The organism is Vibrio sp. STUT-A16, from assembly GCF_026000495.1.
Lineage (GTDB): Bacteria > Pseudomonadota > Gammaproteobacteria > Enterobacterales > Vibrionaceae > Vibrio > Vibrio diabolicus.
The window spans coordinates 190,816-209,362 of record NZ_AP026766.1 but is presented as its reverse complement, the minus strand read 5'-3'; the positions used below and the strand labels follow the sequence as shown (position 1 = coordinate 209,362).

Below are 18,547 nucleotides of genomic sequence, written 5' to 3'. Positions count from 1 at the left end.
GCCTCGTTTTTATTAGAGAATAGAGTTCAAATGAGCCAAGAGTTTATGCTCCGCGCATTGGAAGTGTCCAAAAATGCGCTTCCTGAATGTCAACCCAACCCGCCGGTTGGCTGCGTGTTAGTGAAAGACAATCAAATCGTTTCAGAAGGTCATACTCAAGCTATTGGTGGCAACCACGCGGAAGTAGAAGCGCTGAATGCATATCAAGGCTCGTTAGAATCGGTGACGGCATACGTTACGCTCGAACCGTGTTCGTTTGTTGGTCGCACGCCAGCGTGCGCGGTGACATTAGTGAAATCCGGTATTGGCAAAGTCGTCGTAGCCATGTTGGATCCAGATCCGCGCAACAGTGGTCGAGGTATCGAGATTCTAAAACAAGCCGGTATTGAGGTAGAAATTGGTTTATGCGGCGAGGAAGTCAGCGAGTTTCTTACCCCATATTTAGGCAAATCTTAATGTAAGTTTTGGCTTGCACGTTAGCTACTCACTTATGCGGTGAGTGGAGTACGTCAAAATTGAGTTAAAACTCATTAAAACAGGTCGTACCGCCCATTTCTTGTACTTGGCTACGTTAACTATCATGCTGTTCGATTAAAATAGAAAAAGTGATTTTCGAAAAACTAAATAGCATGAAACCGACCGATCTTAATCTCATCCCCATTTTTATTGCCATTTATGAAGAGGGGAACTTATCTAAAGCGGCAGCACGTCTCAGCATCACGCAGCCCGCAGTCAGCAAAGCGTTGGCACGCCTTCGTGATATTTATGACGAACCTTTATTTCATCGCTGTACCAAGGGGGTAGAACCTACCTCTTTTGCTATGGATATTTACCCTGCGCTGCTTACTTCGGTGCAAAACTTTACTTCAACTCTGGCGGCTTCTAGCGAATTTGACCCTAAAGTGTCGAATCGAGTGTTTTCCATTGCTTGTGTCTCTGTTGCAAGTTTTGAGTTGCTCCCTCAAGTCATGAAACAGATCCGTGAGTTAGCACCACATATTGCTTTAGAGGTTCATCCACTCTTCACAGAAGATTTTGAAAGCGATCTGCGTTTGCAACGTTACGACTTGATCATTGATATCGCGCCAAGAGCACGAACAGTTTTAAAAGTTGAAACTGTGCTTACTGAGCGCTTGGTGGTGGTGTCTAGCGAGGAGCACCCACGCTTAAAGGACGAGATTACGGCTGAACAATTTTTTGAAGAAGAACATGTGGTGGTTTCGCAGTGGCAGAGTCGTAAGAGCTTGTTAAACGCCGATGATATTGTCGACTTGGACAAAAGAAAGGTAAAGTATCGAGCTTCTGGCGTATTGGAAATGCTACCTGTTATATGCGGTAGTGAATATATTGGTTTAATGCCCGAGTCGATGATCAACTTGTTCAACCACACCTATCATGTTAAATCTTTATCTATGCCATTTGATGAACAAACCTATGAGCTCTGCACAATATGGCATCCTAGTCGGACAAACGACAGTGCCCATCAGTGGTTGCGATCACAGATTAAACAAGCAGGGAAAACCATCAACCAATAGGAAGTGCAATGAAGAAGACAATACGTGCCATCCTTAACGGCAAAAAAGCTGGGAACCCAGAGTTAAGAGATGCAATCATGAAAATGAGAGACAAGGGCGTCGATGTGCAAGTGCGAGTGACTTGGGAATCTCAAGACATGCCGCGCTTGGTGAAAGAAGCGGTTGATGACGGGATTGAACGTATTGTTGTCGCTGGTGGCGATGGGACCGTCAATGAGGCGGCTTCTGCGATTATCCAAATTGAAGAAGAAAAACGCCCTGAGTTAGCCATTATCCCTCTTGGTACCGCAAATGATTTTGCCACCGCGATTCAAGTGCCAGCTTCTATCAAGGCGTCTTTATCTCTCGCCGTAGAAGGGCAGTCTGCTTTGGTCGATTGTGTCAAGGCTAACGATCGCTACTTTATTAACGTGGCAACAGCAGGGTTTGGCGCAGAAGTTACGGCAGAAACGCCTGTTGAACTTAAAAACTTTCTTGGTGGCGGCGCTTATACACTAACTGGCGTTGTAAAAGCGCTCGGCTTTAAACCTTATGACGGAACAATAACAATTGAAGGCGGGGCTTATCAGGGAGAAATGTTGCTTGGCGCTTTCTGCAATGGTCGCTTAGCTGGAGGTGGGCAAGAGTTAGCGTCGAAAGCGATGATTAATGATGGCTTGATGGATCTAACATTGGTGCGTCCATTCTTACCTCATGAGCTGCCGAAAGTTATCGAAGAGATCAATAATCCTAGCGAGAAAGGTGAGTTTGTAAAACACACAAGAGCAAGCTGGTTGGAGATAGACTTCCCAAATCCACTTCCGCTCAATTTAGATGGCGAACCATATCATTCGAGAACAATACGGTTTGATGTTCAGCCTAAGAGTATACGATTAGTCTTGCCGCAAGATTGTCCTTGCTTGGTCAGCTAAACGAGTAGTTTCAAGGCCCATAAACAACACAGCCTCCAATATGTGGCTGTGTTGTTTGTGTTGAGGTGTCAGGCGAACTAAAGCTTTTGAATGGTTTCTACGTCAATCTGCGTGGTTGTCCACTCTGAGTCAACTTCGCCTCGAATCGTCACTTTATCGTTTGGACCAACGTCTAGCCCCATCCAATCTTCATTGTCGATTTCCACTTCGATTTCACCAGTCTCATCTTTGAACAAGTAAGTCTCGTTACCAAGAGATTGAACAATGTGCCCGGTTAACATGACGGCGCTGTCGTCGGTTGCGTTGTGCGCCTCTTTCACCGAATTAATTACGCTTATTTCTGGACCATTAAACGCGGCGAAAGCTGAGCTTGAAAGTAGGGCAAACATGGATGCTAAAATCATTTTTTTCATTATCGTCTCCTTAAATTAGAAGTAGTAAGTTGTGCCTACGTTAAAGGATGCAGTGTTTGCGTAGCTGTCTAGTTGATATTTTGCGTTTGCACCTATGGTGAGCTGCGGGAAAATTCGGTATTCCGCACCCACTGAGAACATTGCGCCTAGCTCGTTGTTTTTCTCCGTGCTATGGAAAAGCGTGTTGTTCATTTCCACATCGTCATTCGCGACAAGCTCATATTCTTGATGTTTCGAAACTTTGGTGTCGTATTGCGTGTACGTTAGACCCGCTTTGAATTTTGTTGTCCATTTATCATTTAATGTATAGTTAAACACAGGTGCCAACGACACTTGCTTGGCTTTGATTGACGCATCCCAATCCATTTCATGATGGTAATCTTTGCCATCAATTTGTTTGATACCAAGGTTCTTTGAACGATTATCATCAAGGTCAAATTGGCTGTAGCCCAACTCTAGCGCCCAGTTGTCATTGAACGCGTAACCGACAAAACCTGAGAAAATACCGTCTTCAAGCTCAGGGTTGAGTGTTACGTTGTCAGTTGAAAAGTGAGGTTCCAAATCATGGTCAGTGGTGCCTAGTCCATATTCCAGACCTACATAAGGAGCCGCAGATACCGAAACTGAGCAGGTAACAAGTAACGCAAGAAGTGTTTTGTTCATTTTATTTTGCCTCTTCAAATCAACTTAGTGAGTAGAAGCGCATTTTGTGTGAAGAAGCGTGAAGCGATCGTGAAGAAACGAAAAAAATGTTTAGAAAAAAGAGCAAGGGGCGATAACCGAGGAGCGGTTTGAGTGAACAAACACCAAGCTCTTTATATAGAGTAAGTTAAGTTGCGGCGACGTAACACACCGCAAACGGGACATTAAGTCGAGTAAACTCTTTGATCCAACGCCATTGGTTATCCTGGAGTTTATCGCCAGGACCTTTCACTTCAATCCACTTGAACTCGTTTTCTTTAAAAGCAATGAGATCCGGCATCCCATTACGGTAAAGCTTAAGGTCGCTCAATTGTATTTTGAACAGCGCCATCAGCATATTGGTTGGGATAGTGTTGAGCGCTGTTTCGAGTAGCTCTTTACTTATTAAATTCCAATGTACAAATGGATTACTGATGCCAAACTTCTCATCGTATTTTGTCAATAACGTCTGGGTGTTGCCCGCTTCTAGTTCGGCAAAAGCGGTGTCTATCAAAACTTGGCGCTTGGTAACAAAATCCGAGTGATATAAATCTAAAGGACGGTGTTGATAAGCGTTAATGAATGCCCCTTCAATAGGAGCAAAAATCGCATCCCAGAATGTTAGCCCCAGTAGCGAGTTGAGCAACGCATTTTCAGCGTAAAACACATTCCAGCCTAAGGACTCAAAATACGCTTTACTGGCAAGCTCGACTCGTTGTTGAGATAAATCCAGTTCAATATGGTATTCGGAGCAGAGTGGCTTCGCTACTCTTGGTACTTTCGCGCCTTGTTTTCGCTTCAACCGTTGCTCAAGTTTTTGTGCGACTTCGAGCTCAGACACATCAATTGGCGACTGCAGCATCTCTGTGACAATGTCACTAAATAAATCATCATGGTTCAGTTTGTCATAGATACGTGCACGTCGTTCTCGGCTCGGAGTGAGCTGAGTTTGGCTAAATAGAGATAGGGCGGTCTCTAGCTCATTAATACGCTCATAGTCTCGCGCAATGTCATTCAACATGTGTTCGCGTTTACGATCTACGTAATGGTGACTAACTGGATGAGGCATTGCCTCAATTAATAAGTCGAGGTTCGCTTTGTCTTTTCGATCAAATTGCCAGTACAGGTTGGCCAGTTGGCTTAGTTCAATTAAGCGGTCTATTTGCTCACGTGAATCAAAGAAACGGCGCACTTTACTCAATTGGTATTGCTCGAACTGATGTAGACCTAAGTCATCAAGCACAAACTGACTTAAGTCTTGATGAGTGTTGGCAAAAAACAGGGTGAGTAATACGTCGATCATGTGAGCTGAATTGAGTTTGATGATCGTAAACTCAAGCTGCTCAAAACGATCAAATTCCGTGTTGCTTAAACGCTCTACAAGGGCATCTTTCTTTAATGACTTCGGTAGCTCTGGGTAAAGTGCAGAGATCTCCGGTTTCGTCAGTAAGTTAGACGCTAACTCTTGATGAGAGAGTGTTGGGGAAAGGGCCACAAACTCATGTTGACTCAATTCTGCCAGTGCTTCATTGATAGAAGGTATTTCTTGATAACTCAGCTTATCACTTCGAAACCAACACCCTTTTCGGCTGTATAAACGCACCAACAGGCACTGGGCGTGTTTGCTCAAGGAATCAAACGAGCAAAGCCAAGCGTGTTCATCCTCGGCCAGTAAATCGCTGTACCAGGTTACTGCGTGGTGAGTCAGCTTAAAGAAGTTTTCTAGATAGTAGTCTGGTGCAAGTTCGATAGGGCTTTCCATAAACGACCGATAACAAAAAAGGCTTAACCAATAGGTTAAGCCTTTTCGCTATCAAATCAATTCGCAATTATGCGTTTTTGAGCTGCGCTACTTTCGCTTCAGACAGTGGCTTGGTGATGAACGCAAGTACGATACATACTGCCATCATTGCTGAAGAAATAGTGTAAGCCAAGGTGTAGCCTTCGCCGTTCGTCATAGAGAAGCCAACAACTGCTGCGCCGATTGCACCACCGATACCCCATGCAGTGTAAAGCACACCGTAGTTAGTACCGTAGTTTTTCAAACCGTAGAACTCGGCCGTTAGCGTAGGGAATACCGCTAGAAGTGTACCGTAACCTACCGCTGCGATCGCAGTACCAATGATCAGAGTGAACTCAGAGTCGAACGTTGCGAACAACACCATGTTTACGCCTTGTAAGACGAACGCAAGTAGAAGCGTACGAACACCGCCGATTTTATCTGCAAGCATACCCGCAGCAACACGGCCGCCTGAGTTAAATACAGCAAGAATAGACGCTAGGTAAACCGCGTTTGGTAAGTTTGCTTGAACGCTTGCGATTGTCGTGATGTTGCCGATGATCATTAGACCAACAGAAGCTGCGAATGCGTACATGATCCATAGAGAGTAGAACTGTGGCGTCTTCAGCATTGCTTTCCAAGTTAGGTCATCTGACTTTTTCACCGCTTTAGGTGCTTGGCCTTCTTTTACTTTCGGCTCAGCAGGTGTGTAGTCTGCTGGTGGGTTGTTGATGGTTGCTGCAAGAGGAACCGCAATCGCTAGGATACCAACACCAAGAACCATAAAGCTGGTTTGAATGCCCATGCTGTCGATCAATGATGATGTTACTGGTGCTAGGTAGATAGCCGCTAGACCAAAACCAGCCGCAATAATGCCGTTAACCATGCCTTTCTTCGAAGCGTGGAACCATTTCATTGCAGAAGGTGATAGGCATGCGTAGCCAAAACCGATACCTGCACCTGTGATCACACCGAAGGTAATGTTCAGCATGAGTGGAGTGTCAACAAAGCCAGACGCGATCATGCCTAGACCTGTAAGAACAGTACCTAGGATAAGGATCATACGTGGACCCATGCGGTCTTGAAGAATACCTGCAACAAGAAGACAGATAGAGAAAGTGATGGTTGCAGTTGCATAAGGTGCAGAAGCTTCTGCAGCACTCCAGCCTGATTCAGTTACCAGTGCCTTGTTGAATACACTCCAAGCATACAGGATGCCAAGACAAAGGTTGATACAGAACCCTGCTAACAGGATGCGCATAGCTTTATCAATCTTGCTCATTTTCATTCTCAGTTTTTCCTCTTGTTGGTAATGCCGCAAAGAGGGTTGGTTTAAAGATGTTTTTTCTCAAAATTAGTTTGCGTTTTTCAACGATTAACGCAATGAGCGCGGATTATAACCAATAAATATGTGATTGGAATCTCTTTTTTCCGTTACTGATAAAATAATTTGAAACATTAAAAGCGGATGTGAATTCATGGTTTTGTATGTGGTTGGCGTGTTATCAAAAAGTGATGATTTCTGTTATTGGGAATGAGGAACTAGTCAAAACAGAGAATTCAGTGCGCAGTTGGGTGCACAGCTCACATTTCATATAAAAAATTTCAAAATGTTACCGTGTTAACTCCCTGTAACAAAAATGACTGAAATATCGTCTTGTCGCCGTAAGTATTGGATGTAAAGGGTTTCTTAAATTTAAATTGTTAACCCTTTGTAATAACTAGAGCTGATTAGGTTTTTTGTGCATTAAGTGAACAAAAAAGTCACTTGTAATTGCAGATTATAGGAGCAGAATATAGCGAAAAATGAGATTTCATTTATGAAGGGATGCTTTTTTAGACTTGTTGTGAGGTGACTTATGAAACTGTTCCTATTACTCATGGCTTCGGTATCTGCTGGTGTCGCATCTGCAGACCACATCCATTCATTTATGTTGGGTCTATCTATTGCTTCTCTAGCGGTAGGGAGCTGTTATTTCTTTGCATTCCGTAGCTCGCGCTTTCCGCAGCTTGCCTTATTCTTACTAATTTGCGGCATGCTTTCTAAGTTGACGATAACGGTTGTTGGTGTGATGTGGGGAATGTCGGCTGAATTAATTACATCTCCAATCGTCTTCGCACTTTCGTATTTATTCTTCTCTCTCGCCGTGACCTACTTATGGTTTAGTTATCGAGAAAGTATCACTAAGATCCCTGATCGATTTAAGTCAGCGTAAATCGTCAAATAAGAAAACATAATGAAAAAACGCCAGCAAAAGTGCTGGCGTTTTTGTTTAAAGCTAAGTCAGTTAGCTTGTTGTGTTTGGCTCGGTAGGGTTTGTCCTGTATTGACTGATACTGTTAGTGGCGGCTCTGGAACTTCTAAGAAGCAGGCGATTACCCTATAGAGTTCTCCTTCCGCAACGGTGACCTTTCCATCCGATTCAATCGCTAATCGACACGCTTTTACGAACAAGCGACGACTTTTCGGTTTGAGCTGCAGTAGGAGCTCTAAAGCGGCGCGATTTAGGCCCCAGTTCTTATTTGCGGGTTGTAACTCTGCATCATTAAAGCCCAAACAGGTTAGGGCGCTGCTAAATGCACGTTGAGCGTCTTCCGGTTGAGAGTGACTAACCCAAGCCAATTCGCGCAGTAGCCAAAACACACTCTCTTTTAATTGCTTTAAAGATTGGAACTGTTTTGTACATCCATACGATTCGAGTAGTTGCTTCTCCAATAAGTTGATGACACACCATTCTGCGAGTGAGTAGTGGTCATCAGTTTGAGAGAGTTCACGTAGCACCTGGCACAGTCTGTTTTTCTGACCCTCACTTAGCGATTTCAAGGCAGGAATGGAGAGTTCGAGTAATGGAAAGCGTAGATGAAGAGGCAAATCATAATCCAGCCATGGTAATAATTGTGCTTGAGACACATTGGGGATATGACTTTTTATCATCTCTCGCTGGAGTTCACTACCATCAAATATCAAGGCAAAAGCAATAAAGCGCGCACTGTATGGTTCACGAGCGATGTCGACAAGTTCGGAAGGAAGTTGGTTAAGTAGTTGTTGACCTACTTCGCTGAGTTCTGCGGTGGTTGGTTTCTCAGGTTGTGTCGACGTCCCTGATGAGAATCCACTAACGTTATCATTCTCAAAGCTTGTTGTTGGACGATGCGAACTTTGAGAAAAACTTCCATCCCAACCAGGTTCAATTCGGCGAATCCGTTCTTCTAGTGGAGGGTGAGTCGCAAATAGGCCAGAAAAGCCGGAGAGTTTGCTTTGACCAAACATCATATGGCTCATCTCATCGCTTGCTTTTGTATTCAATGAAGAACCCGCAATATGACTACCAATTTTCTTGAGTGCACCAGCAATGCCTTGATCGTTTCGAGTAAATTGAACGGCACTGGCATCAGCGAGAAACTCACGTTGACGAGAGATTGCGGCTTTGATCATCGAGCCAAACAAGGTGCCAATCCAGCCCAGAACCAAACAGATAATCGCAATCAACATGATAACCGCAAAGCCTTTATCGGAATCGGAAGAACTTCTTGATACGCGACTCGTATGATGAGTGTTATCTAAGACCAAGTGTCCAAAATGTGCAATGCAAGTGATGCCAAACAGTACGCCGATAAGACGCGTATTCAAACGCATATCTCCGTTTAAGATATGGCTGAATTCATGAGCAATGACACCTTGTAGTTCATCTCGCGTGAAGCTATCCAGTGCGCCTTGTGTGACGCCGATGACGGCATCATCAATGCTCATGCCTGCTGCGAAAGCATTGATACCGCGCTCTTCCTGCATCACATAGACGGGAGGAACCGGAATGCCAGATGCAATAGCCATCTCTTCCACAACGTTGAGCAGTTGTCTATGTTTTGCATCTAAGGTGTTTGAGGAAATCAGCTTGCCACCTATGCTCTCAGCAACCCCTCGGCCTCCATTGGAGGTGAGGGCGGATAAGCGAACCATTGAACTTATCGTAACAACCAGCAATACGCCAGCAAAGCACAACAAGACGTAGGTAAGTGCGGTTTCTTGATCAAAGTGTTCGCCTGTTACTCCGTAATAGATACCAATCGATAATACGCTTACCAAACCAGTGATGGTGACAACTGCTAAGGAAAACAGGAACACCAAAAGCCCAGTGCGTTGACGCGCGGTATCTTGATGGTCAAAGAAATCCATTAGAACTCAACCTTTGGGGCAGCTTGTATTTCAGCACTGTCAGAAAACTCTAACAGTTTGCCATCTTGGAATCCGAATGCGTTGGAAAACAACACTGGCGGGAACGTTTGTTTGTATGTGTTGTAGCTGGTTACCGCATCATTAAATGCTTGGCGAGCAAACGCAACTTTGTTTTCAGTGCTGGTTAATTCTTCTTGAAGCTGACTCATGGTTTCATTTGCTTTAAGCTCAGGGTAGGCTTCCACTACCACATTAAGTTTGCCCAACGCACTTTGCAGCATGCCTTCTGCTTGGTTTAGTTGGCTAATTGCCGCATCACTACCAGGCGCGTCACTGGCTGCTTTCAGGCCAGCAATTGCTTGATTACGAGCTTGGATGACACGTTCAAATGTTTCTTTTTCGTGTTCCATATAGCCTTTTGCAGTATTAACTAAGTTCGGAATCAAATCGTATCGACGTTTTAATTGAACCTCTATTTGAGCGAAGCTGTTTTTGAAACGGTTTTGTAGAGTAACGAGCTTGTTGTAGATACTGACGGCGTACACCACAACGAGCAGGACAATAACGATAAAGACAATAAATGCAGTCATAATAAATCCCATTTTCTTAATGTATTCAGTTCTTATATAAACTGTTGAGATATTAAGCAAATGCTTCTGAAGAAGCGATGTAATAACCGAGAAATATGTCACGAGTTGAGTAACAATTAAAATGCATTTACAAAGCAATACAGAAAGAATAATGGCACTGGAGAGATGAAAGAAATAGGCCCAGCTAGAAGCCGGGCCTTGTCGATAAGCAATATTGGCGATGCCGTTAGGCACTCATTGGAACAAGCACCATAGTACCAATTATAACTGTGATAAGACCGGCAAGAACCGGAACAGATGTTCGTTTTACAACCTCAAACGGGCTGATGTTCGCCATGCCGGATGTCGCAACGATTACGCCAGACACTGGTGAGATAGTACGACCTAGATTTGATGCTTGAAGCATCGGGATAATTAGGAACGCTGGGTTTAGTCCCATTTTAGCAGCCAAAGATGGTGCCAACTCTACAAATGCATAGAAAGGCGCGTTACCAGACCCCGTTGCAATTGCTGCTGCAACTGTCAATGCAGTAAGGATAAGCATTAAAGCAACACCGCCTGCACCTGCATTGTCTGCAAGGTGAAGTAGGTTATCGATAGCGCCGATAGACATTAGACCTTGCGCAAAAACCCCCGCTGCAACCAAAAGCATCACAACGCCTTTGAACGCGTCAGCCATGCCAGCGTAACAAGAATCTAAATCTTCCAGTGATTTCTTACCATCAAACTTATTTACAACGTAATGGATCAGAGCGCCAAGGAAAATCGATCCGACCACAATAGTGTAAATGTCTAGGCTAAGTCCTGGAATGGTACGACCGTTGAATAGGAACACGCCGATGATAGGTAGAAATGGCAGTGCCGCATAAAACGCTGGTGCATCGGCTTTGATCTCTGATACGTCAATTTTTTCCATTGGCGTATTTTCTTTCTTATCTAAGTATTTGTTCCAGAAGAAAGCCGCGGCAGCCATCACGATGATTGCGCAGATAGAAACAGGCAACACTGTTTGTACCGCAAACACATCAAGCGCCAAGCCAGATTTTTCGGCGGCGATCACCACATCACCAGAGGTTGGAGAAAGAATGATTGCCGCAGGAGAGGCACAAACTGCAACCGCTGCTGGACGAGAGATCCCCATTGCGACCATCATTGGGAACAATGTCGCCATTAATAGTACGCCAAGGCCAGTTGCAGAACTTACCGCAAGAGACATCAAACACGCCACAATGTAAGCCGCTACCAAAAGGACATAAGGAGACTTGATAACAGAAAGCGGTTTAGAGAACTGTTTCACTACAACGTTATTCGCGCCGATGTGAGTCATATAGGAAGCGAAGCCACATAGCAACATGATTTGCATACCAAGGCCGCCGCCGCGGTATTGTAGCATGTATTTCACGTATTCTAGCGCGTCTGTCACCATGTTACCGGTTGAGGTGATTTTTGAGGGCAGCACGTCATGCCCCAATACGCCAGTCATAAGAAGTAAAGCAATACCAGCCGTCAGTAACACGCCCGCAGCTTTATAGCCTTTGACGATAAAGTAACCCACAGCAATGGTGACAACTAAGCCAATTAAGAGCTCTAACATAGGGATCTCCGAATGTTATGAAAAAAAGAAAGAAACTGTTTCATTTTATGACAAGGAATTTACAGAATTCTTAACTGTGGCACGAGACAAATATGGGGCTTGCATGATCTGAGACAAATAATAATTTAATAATTAATTTCGTTAGATTGTATTGTTGGAATTTGGTTTTCTAAGTGTTATGTGCTGGTTTGAAGCTGTTTGCAGGAAGGAAAATATGACCAGAAATTTGAATAAATAGTGAGGGAATTGATTCAAAATGAGAAAAAGAAACAACTCAGTGAGTTGGGAGAGGGTAATAATCCTTGCAACAAAAAAGCTTCGCCGAAGCGAAGCTAAATCGTAAGGATGGGTTAAGTTAAGCGTATCGGCGCACCATGAGGTTCCAACTGCGTTGTTGCCGTTCGAACTCCGCTTTGATTTGCTGATACTTTATCTTTGTCACAGAGCACTCGTATTTTTTTACCACACTGGCTGTTTTTGCACCGAGTACTTCCTTGCGCATTTCATAATATTCCTGCATGTGATGAACTAGCGCATCAAACTCGTGTTGTAACTGATCGAGAATCGTCTGCGTATTCGGTTTTGCTCCCAGTTTTTCTTTTGCTTTCTTCAAGAGTTGAGTTGCGCGAGCTTTTTCTATTCTAAATGTTGGCGTTGTGCGTAATTTAGATGTCAGTCCTAGCCAAGAGCATGACTTAATCAACCACTTGGTTGGGTCGTAATGCCACCAATACACACCATTACGATAGTCATTCTCGAAGATATGATGGAAATTGTGGTAGCCCTCACCAAATGTAAAAAAGGCTAATACGCCGTTGTCGCGAGCGGTGTTTTTGTCCGTGAAAGTCTGTTTTCCCCAAACATGCGCAAGTGAGTTAATGAAAAAGGTCGTGTGGTGGCTCATAAATAGTCGAGCGGCACCAACTACTAATAACATACCCCAAATATCGCCGTAGATAATACCAAGAGCGACCGGAAAGCCAATATTGGTGAGTAGAGCAAGTGGAACATAGTACTTATGTTGCCACATGACGATTTTGTCACGCTTTAAATCGCGGCAGTTGGTGTATTCGTTTTCCTGCGATTTGTTGTAGTCGCGTAACATCCAACCAATATGAGAATACCAAAAGCCACGTTTCGCTGAGTAAGGATCTTTGTCGTTATTGTCGACATGCTTGTGGTGTACACGATGATCAGAAGACCAGTGTAATGCACTATTTTGCAAAGAAAATGCTCCTCCAATCGCAAAAATAGCACGTAAAATTGGATGAGCTTCGTATGTTTTGTGGCTCCAGAGTCGGTGATAGCCTGCTGTAATAGAAAGATTCGTAAAACTGAATGCTATCACTCCCCAAACTAGATGCTCCCAACCCAGTCCAAAATGATATGCATACCAAGGCATTACAATAAAAGTCAGAACAAAACTGGAAGAAAATATCAATGTATTCAACCAGATAATGGGTGGTTTGTTTTGAGTCACAGGTGTATTCCTAACTTTGAGCTAACAACTGTTCGCCAGAATATCAGCGTACACGTGTAAGTCAAATTAAAGTTAGACAAATGTGACTGTTCCTTTGGATGTACATTAAGGAACTTGATGGGATATTTTGCTTTTAATTGAATAATGAGTAGTATTAAAAAATGAGCTCTGGCTTAAGGTGTATAAAATCTGCCAAGAAACAAGTGTTATAAAGGTGGAATATGCCGAGACTCTATAAAGAAGTAAAAAATGTAAGAAAATAGGAATACGTAATGGATTTACGATTAGCGGAATATAAGGACTACGAGCGCATTGCGCATCTTCATGCGGATAGTTGGAAGCGTCATTACCGTGGCATTCTTAGTGATAACTATCTTGATAAAGAGGCGATTGACGACAAACTACTGATCTGGCAAACCCGTCTGACCAACCCACCATTCAACCAGCACATTGTCTTGGCGGAAGAGGGTGGTTTGTTGCTCGGCTTCGTTTGTGTGTTTGGCAACCATGACTTCGAGCGTGGAACCTTTATTGACGCACTGCATGTTGATGACAGCTACCGTGGTCGTGGTATTGGCAAGCAGCTATTACTTGCTGTGGCAGAATGGCAGCAACAGTACTTTAAAGACACTGGCCTTTATCTAGAAGTCGTATCGCAAAACATTTCTGCAATTGAATTCTACCGCCATATTGGAGGTCAAGAATGTCAAGAGCGAACTTGGCGTGCGCCAGGTGGTACAGAAGTATTGGAGAAGGTATTCCGTTGGAAGAATGCTCAGTCATTAGTCAGTGGGATAGAAGAAAACGTTATTTACTCCTAGTCTGACGTTTTAGCTTAGCAATAAGAGCAGCATCAACGCTGCTCTTTTTTGTGCCTGTCCTAAAGTTTTGTGTTTCAGTGGGCGACTTAAAAGCAAAGCCCCATGGCTTTTAGCTCTGACTCGCATTGCTGAGCATTTTCAAATTGAATGGCTTCCATGCCTACCGCTCGGGCCCCTTCGACGTTGTATGGCATATCATCAAGAAATACCGTTTCCTCGGCCTGAAGCTGATATGTTGAAAGTAGGGCTTGGTAGATCTCAGCTTGTGGCTTTAGTAACTGCACTTCAGAAGAGATGATTGCACCTTCAAACAGCGGCCAGAATTCATAGGTAGCACGAAGATGCTCAACAATTTCGTTGACGTTGTCTGTGAGCGCATAAACGCGATATCCTGCACTTTTTATTCTTTTTAGCAGTTCGACACTGCCGTAAAGTAATATTTGTGTATGTTTTACGTAGTAAAAAAAGCGGTCCATTTCTTCCGCTGTCACTTTGTGCTCACGTTGATAGCACAGTTTGGCTTCCTCTTCGGAAATGATTCCTTTGTTTAAGTCTTTCCAGATTTGTGATGAAAACAGCAACTGGGCCATTTTTTCCGCTTCTACTGAGTGACCAAATGTTAAGCGAACAATCTCTACCGGAGACCAGCGTACTAATACATTTCCCACATCAAAAATTACGTTTTTTATTTGTAAAGGTTCCATAACACCCCCCCAAGCCAATTGTTCATCACCGCGTTACATCCACAGTGAATGCTGTCGTTAAATCTTTGGAAGTTCGAGCCAAAGGCGCTGTTTAAGTGTCTCGAACGTATATGAGATTAACATCCCTTAGGATACAACGCGATTATCGCAAAATTACACTAAACTATATGCAACTTCATTTATTTGGTTGTAAATCAAGTGTCGCTATCTTAAAAGATTGAAATTAAAGACAAGCGTCGCGAAATATTTGCGCCATTTCGCGCTGCTTATAAGCGTTAAGTAATATATAATTACTTAATAATAAAACGATAAGAATGAATACAAATCACACTATTGGGGCGTCAGGCGGAGTAGGCAAAATAGATAATATGGACTCGATACGTAAGGTTTATCAATATGCAGAACCCAACCTGACTCTCGTTGGTTGGATGGGGTTTCTTGGCTTTCCGCTGTACTACTTTGTTTGGGATTTTGTTTTCCCACAGGCTTATGAAAACTTGCCGCTCAGACTGTTTTGTTCACTATTGTTCTTTGGCATCATTTTTAGAAACCGCTTGTCGTCAACGTGGCGAAAATATATCCATATTTACTACCAAGTGACGATAACGATCTGCTTACCGTTTTTCTTTTTCTATATGTTACTGATGAATGACTGGTCCAATGTTTGGGTCATGTCCTTTATGTCCGCGATTTTCTTGCACATTCTATTGGTTCATGTCACAAGAGTTATGTTCGCTCAAACTTTTGCCGGAATAGGTTTAGCGACGTTCTTTGCTTGGGTGGCGAAAGGGTTTCATCTCGATTTAACAATGGACTGGACGCATGTGCCAATCTTTCTCTTTATTTATGTATTTGGCAATTTATTCTACTTTCGGAACCAAGTAGAGCACGAAGCGAAAGTGTCGTTGGCCAAGTCATTCGGGGCCGGAATTGCGCATGAAATGCGTAACCCTTTAAGTGGCCTTTGCACGTCAATCGATGTTATCCAATCAGTCTTACCCAATAAAAAAGAAGCCGAGAAAGACCAATATCTGATGAGCGGAGAGGATGTCACCCTGCTGCGCGAAGTTAGTGAGGATGCGATGAACATCATCCAGTCGGGCAACGAGACGATAGATTTACTTCTGACATCTATAGACGAAAACCGTGTCTCGCGATCCAGTTTTCAAAAGCATTCTGCTCACTCTGTGGTTGAAAAAGCGATTGAAAGCTTTAGTTATAAGCGTGCGACGGATCGCTTTGCTATATCCCTAGATGCGAGAAGTGAGTTTGATTTTCTTGGTAGCGATACCTTACTCAAATACGTTATGTATAACCTTTTCAAGAACGCCTTCCATCATCGCACATCTGAAGATTTCCACATACATGTGTCCATGACGAGCACGGAGCACTCAAACCAAATCGTTGTAACCGATAATGGTGCTGGTATTGCTCCTGATGTCCTACGTAATATATTTCAGGACTTTTACACAACTGGTAAGTCAGGCAGCTATGGTTTGGGTTTGCCATTTTGTAAAAAAGTGATGCGTTCTTTTGGAGGTAACATTGAATGCCAGTCTCAGCTAGGTGAGTGGTCTCAGTTCACGTTAACTTTCCCGCCGATCACATCTGATATCGTGACTGAAATTAAAAACGATTTGACCAAACTCAAAACCATCCTAACGGTGACTAATCAAGATATTCTTGTGTCGAAAGTGACGGACATTAGCCGTTTTATGGGTTTTGAATCAACGATCTTAGATGTTAATCAAGTGCTCAAAAAGAAAGAGTATGAGTTCGAATTCGACCTGATTTTTATCGATCTTGAGAGCTTGGATGCAAGAGCAAACCAATTGGATAGATTAGAATCTCTTTTGTCTTTCACGGAAGCTCGTATCGTTTATCTTTTTGAGCATCACCCGACACAGAGAGCATGCAAAGCGGCATATGAGCCTATTTGGGTCGAGACTCAAGCCTGGTTATTGAATACTAAGCCAACCATTGACCGTCTCTTGTATGATTCAAGCTATGTGTCGACACCAACGGCCTCAGTGGCTTTGGATACGTCAAATAAACGGACAATTATGGTCGTGGATGATAACGAATCTTTGCGAAAATTTACCGCGATGTTACTCGAAAAGCAGGGCTTTGAAGTGATTCAGAAAGAAGACGGGCAGCAAGCACTGGATACATTAGAGCAAGAGAACGTTGACCTCATTCTTATGGATATCGAGATGCCCATCATGGATGGTGTAGAAGCTTCAAGGCGAATTCGAAGCTCGGATAAAAACTATGCGTCGGTACCTATTATTGCGCATACTGGGGATAGCTCACCTGTTACGCTGGACAAAATAGGCTCTTCTGGCATGTCTGACTTTATCGTAAAACCAGCGGATAAAAATCGCTTATTCGACAAAATCGCAAACTGGATTTAATCACTCGCAACTGTGTTATCTCGAGACGAGTTGATCATAACGCGAATACGGATAAAGAGCTCAGCAAACGGCTGAGCTCTTTATTTTTACCTACACTCTAGCTTATACAAACTCTAGATCGGGATGAACAAACGCTTCTTGGCAGGCGGAAAGAACGTGATCGACTTCGGCGGCAGTCATGTCCGCATTGACAGAAAAACGAATGATGTTCTTGTTTCTTCCTGTTGCAGGGCGACAGAAAACTGCGCCAAAGACATTCCTTTCTTCTAGAAAGTCGCGAACTCGCTCAGTGTTTCTTTCGTTGCCACATTCTAGCGCGATAATTTGCGACTCACTGCGAATAGTAAACCCAATACGTTTTAAACCAACGGCTAGAGACTTCGCTCTTTTAAACAAAATCTCCCGCTTGTCATCGGCTTTTTTTATGACGTCCAGTGTTTTTTCTAACCGAATAATTTCTTGCGGTAACACGGTGGAGCTGAAAATGGCAGGATACGCGACAAATGGAAGCGTCTTAGCCAGCTTTTCTGCACCTAAAATTGCGCCAGCACGATAAGCAAATGTCTTTGCAAGACTTACGGTTACAAAATCCACCATATGAGTCAAATCCAGCTCTTGCAGTAGCCCCGCGCCTTGCGGACCGTGCGTACCTAACGAGTGCGATTCATCCACAACTAAGCCGCAGTCAAACTCTTGTGCTATTTCGTAGATATCACGTAGAGGAGCAATGGTTCCGATAGTGCTGTAAACCGAATCCACAACAATAATTCCCGAACCATGGCGTGAAATCTGTTTTCGCAAGTGGTTGGTGTTGTTATGCATGAACGGATGAATTTGTGCTCCTGCGATACGTGCACCTTCCCATAAAGACATATGCGCAAAGAAGTCGATATACACAGGTATGTTCGGTGCACAAATAGTCTGTAATAAACCGACATTCGCAGCCCATCCTGATTGAGAAAGCAGACAGCTAGGCATGCCGACAAAACTGGCTAGTTGAGTTTCAAATGCAGGTTTTGATTCATCATCTTGCAAGAAAATCGCGGACATCACGACGTTGTCATCGTGTTGAGAAATCGCATCACGATGCGCGTTTTGAATCTCCTTGTTATGAGACAGTGCAAGGTAATCATTGCTTTGCATAACAATGGCATTACACGTTGGACGTTTACCAAGAACAAGGTGTTTCTTGTTCTCGTTCGGTTCAATTAGATCTTGAATATGAAAATCTAGGCGTTCCTCAATAAAGGAAGGAAGTGGTTTGCTTTGTATAGTTTCACTCATAATAAATCTCTTCTTCATATGGAAAAACGCCAGCGCTGACACTTATTCATATTGCGGATTTTGGGGAGAGTGTCACTAACCAGGTTGCATAAGTTTGCAGACCCTTGCAAACTCGACATTTGAGGGTTGGATGGTGGCTGTAACTCTATAGGGGCCCGGGGTCTAA

Annotated in this window: 16 protein-coding genes; 6 read left to right on the top strand and 10 right to left on the bottom strand. The window is 43.6% G+C overall.

Annotation, left to right across the window (positions count from 1 at the left end; genetic code table 11):
• Positions 1-30: 30 nt before the first annotated feature.
• The 3 genes from OO778_RS17620 (at position 31) to yegS (ending at position 2,446) form a co-directional block, all read left to right on the top strand.
• Positions 31-456, top strand: coding sequence for a bifunctional diaminohydroxyphosphoribosylaminopyrimidine deaminase/5-amino-6-(5-phosphoribosylamino)uracil reductase RibD (locus tag OO778_RS17620; RefSeq protein WP_193447240.1), 426 nt, complete (start codon positions 31-33; stop codon positions 454-456).
• Between the two features lie 173 nt (positions 457-629).
• Entirely contained in the window at positions 630-1,535 is a 906-nt protein-coding gene (locus OO778_RS17615) for a LysR family transcriptional regulator (protein WP_264912288.1), read from the top strand.
• An 8-nt stretch (positions 1,536-1,543) separates the two neighbouring features.
• Entirely contained in the window at positions 1,544-2,446 is a 903-nt protein-coding gene (yegS, locus tag OO778_RS17610; RefSeq protein ID WP_225461050.1) for a lipid kinase YegS, read from the top strand.
• A gap of 77 nt (positions 2,447-2,523) precedes the next feature.
• Here yegS and OO778_RS17605 read toward each other — a convergent pair whose 3' ends face one another.
• The 4 genes from OO778_RS17605 to OO778_RS17590 all read right to left on the bottom strand — a co-directional run bounded on the left by OO778_RS17605 (position 2,524) and on the right by OO778_RS17590 (position 6,602).
• Positions 2,524-2,859 carry a NirD/YgiW/YdeI family stress tolerance protein gene (locus tag OO778_RS17605; protein ID WP_104973619.1) on the bottom strand — a complete coding sequence of 112 codons (336 nt, stop codon included), beginning with the start codon at positions 2,857-2,859 and terminating at the stop codon, positions 2,524-2,526.
• A gap of 15 nt (positions 2,860-2,874) precedes the next feature.
• The gene (locus tag OO778_RS17600; protein ID WP_264912287.1) at positions 2,875-3,522 is read right to left on the bottom strand and encodes an AcfA family outer membrane beta-barrel protein; all 648 of its coding nucleotides are present in this window, start codon (positions 3,520-3,522) and stop codon (positions 2,875-2,877) included.
• A gap of 166 nt (positions 3,523-3,688) precedes the next feature.
• Positions 3,689-5,302, bottom strand: a complete 1,614-nt coding sequence (locus OO778_RS17595) for a VRR-NUC domain-containing protein (protein WP_264912286.1) — start codon at positions 5,300-5,302, stop codon at positions 3,689-3,691.
• A 67-nt stretch (positions 5,303-5,369) separates the two neighbouring features.
• Positions 5,370-6,602: an OFA family MFS transporter gene (locus OO778_RS17590; RefSeq protein ID WP_031780690.1), complete on the bottom strand. Its 1,233-nt coding sequence runs from the start codon at positions 6,600-6,602 to the stop codon at positions 5,370-5,372.
• A 577-nt stretch (positions 6,603-7,179) separates the two neighbouring features.
• Between OO778_RS17590 and OO778_RS17585 the strand changes: the two genes are divergently transcribed.
• Positions 7,180-7,536, top strand: a complete 357-nt coding sequence (locus OO778_RS17585) for a hypothetical protein (protein WP_005398137.1) — start codon at positions 7,180-7,182, stop codon at positions 7,534-7,536.
• A gap of 68 nt (positions 7,537-7,604) precedes the next feature.
• On the opposite strand, the gene OO778_RS17580 is transcribed toward OO778_RS17585, so the two are convergent.
• From OO778_RS17580 to OO778_RS17565, 4 genes are all read right to left on the bottom strand, one after another.
• Complete coding sequence (locus OO778_RS17580; protein WP_074190593.1) at positions 7,605-9,494, bottom strand: M48 family metallopeptidase; 1,890 nt, start codon at positions 9,492-9,494, stop codon at positions 7,605-7,607.
• Positions 9,494-10,084: a LemA family protein gene (locus OO778_RS17575; protein WP_006742324.1), complete on the bottom strand. Its 591-nt coding sequence runs from the start codon at positions 10,082-10,084 to the stop codon at positions 9,494-9,496. Before OO778_RS17575 ends, OO778_RS17580 begins: the two co-directional genes overlap by 1 nt.
• Positions 10,085-10,310: 226 nt before the next feature.
• Entirely contained in the window at positions 10,311-11,678 is a 1,368-nt protein-coding gene (gene dcuC, locus OO778_RS17570; protein ID WP_005398199.1) for an anaerobic C4-dicarboxylate transporter DcuC, read from the bottom strand.
• Between the two features lie 355 nt (positions 11,679-12,033).
• Entirely contained in the window at positions 12,034-13,158 is a 1,125-nt protein-coding gene (locus OO778_RS17565; protein WP_074190594.1) for a fatty acid desaturase, read from the bottom strand.
• 272 nt (positions 13,159-13,430) lie between these two features.
• Here OO778_RS17565 and OO778_RS17560 point away from each other — a divergent pair, with 272 nt between their 5' ends.
• Positions 13,431-13,979, top strand: a complete 549-nt coding sequence (locus tag OO778_RS17560) for a GNAT family N-acetyltransferase (RefSeq protein WP_005398196.1) — start codon at positions 13,431-13,433, stop codon at positions 13,977-13,979.
• 86 nt (positions 13,980-14,065) lie between these two features.
• On the opposite strand, the gene OO778_RS17555 is transcribed toward OO778_RS17560, so the two are convergent.
• Positions 14,066-14,683 (bottom strand): HAD family phosphatase, encoded by a 618-nt coding sequence (locus OO778_RS17555; protein ID WP_074190595.1) that lies wholly within the window; start codon positions 14,681-14,683, stop codon positions 14,066-14,068.
• Positions 14,684-15,051: 368 nt separating this feature from the next.
• Here OO778_RS17555 and OO778_RS17550 point away from each other — a divergent pair, with 368 nt between their 5' ends.
• Positions 15,052-17,097 (top strand): hybrid sensor histidine kinase/response regulator, encoded by a 2,046-nt coding sequence (locus tag OO778_RS17550; protein WP_074190596.1) that lies wholly within the window; start codon positions 15,052-15,054, stop codon positions 17,095-17,097.
• 102 nt (positions 17,098-17,199) lie between these two features.
• On the opposite strand, the gene cqsA is transcribed toward OO778_RS17550, so the two are convergent.
• Positions 17,200-18,381, bottom strand: a complete 1,182-nt coding sequence (gene cqsA / locus OO778_RS17545; protein ID WP_074190597.1) for an alpha-hydroxyketone-type quorum-sensing autoinducer synthase — start codon at positions 18,379-18,381, stop codon at positions 17,200-17,202.
• Positions 18,382-18,547 lie beyond the last annotated feature (166 nt).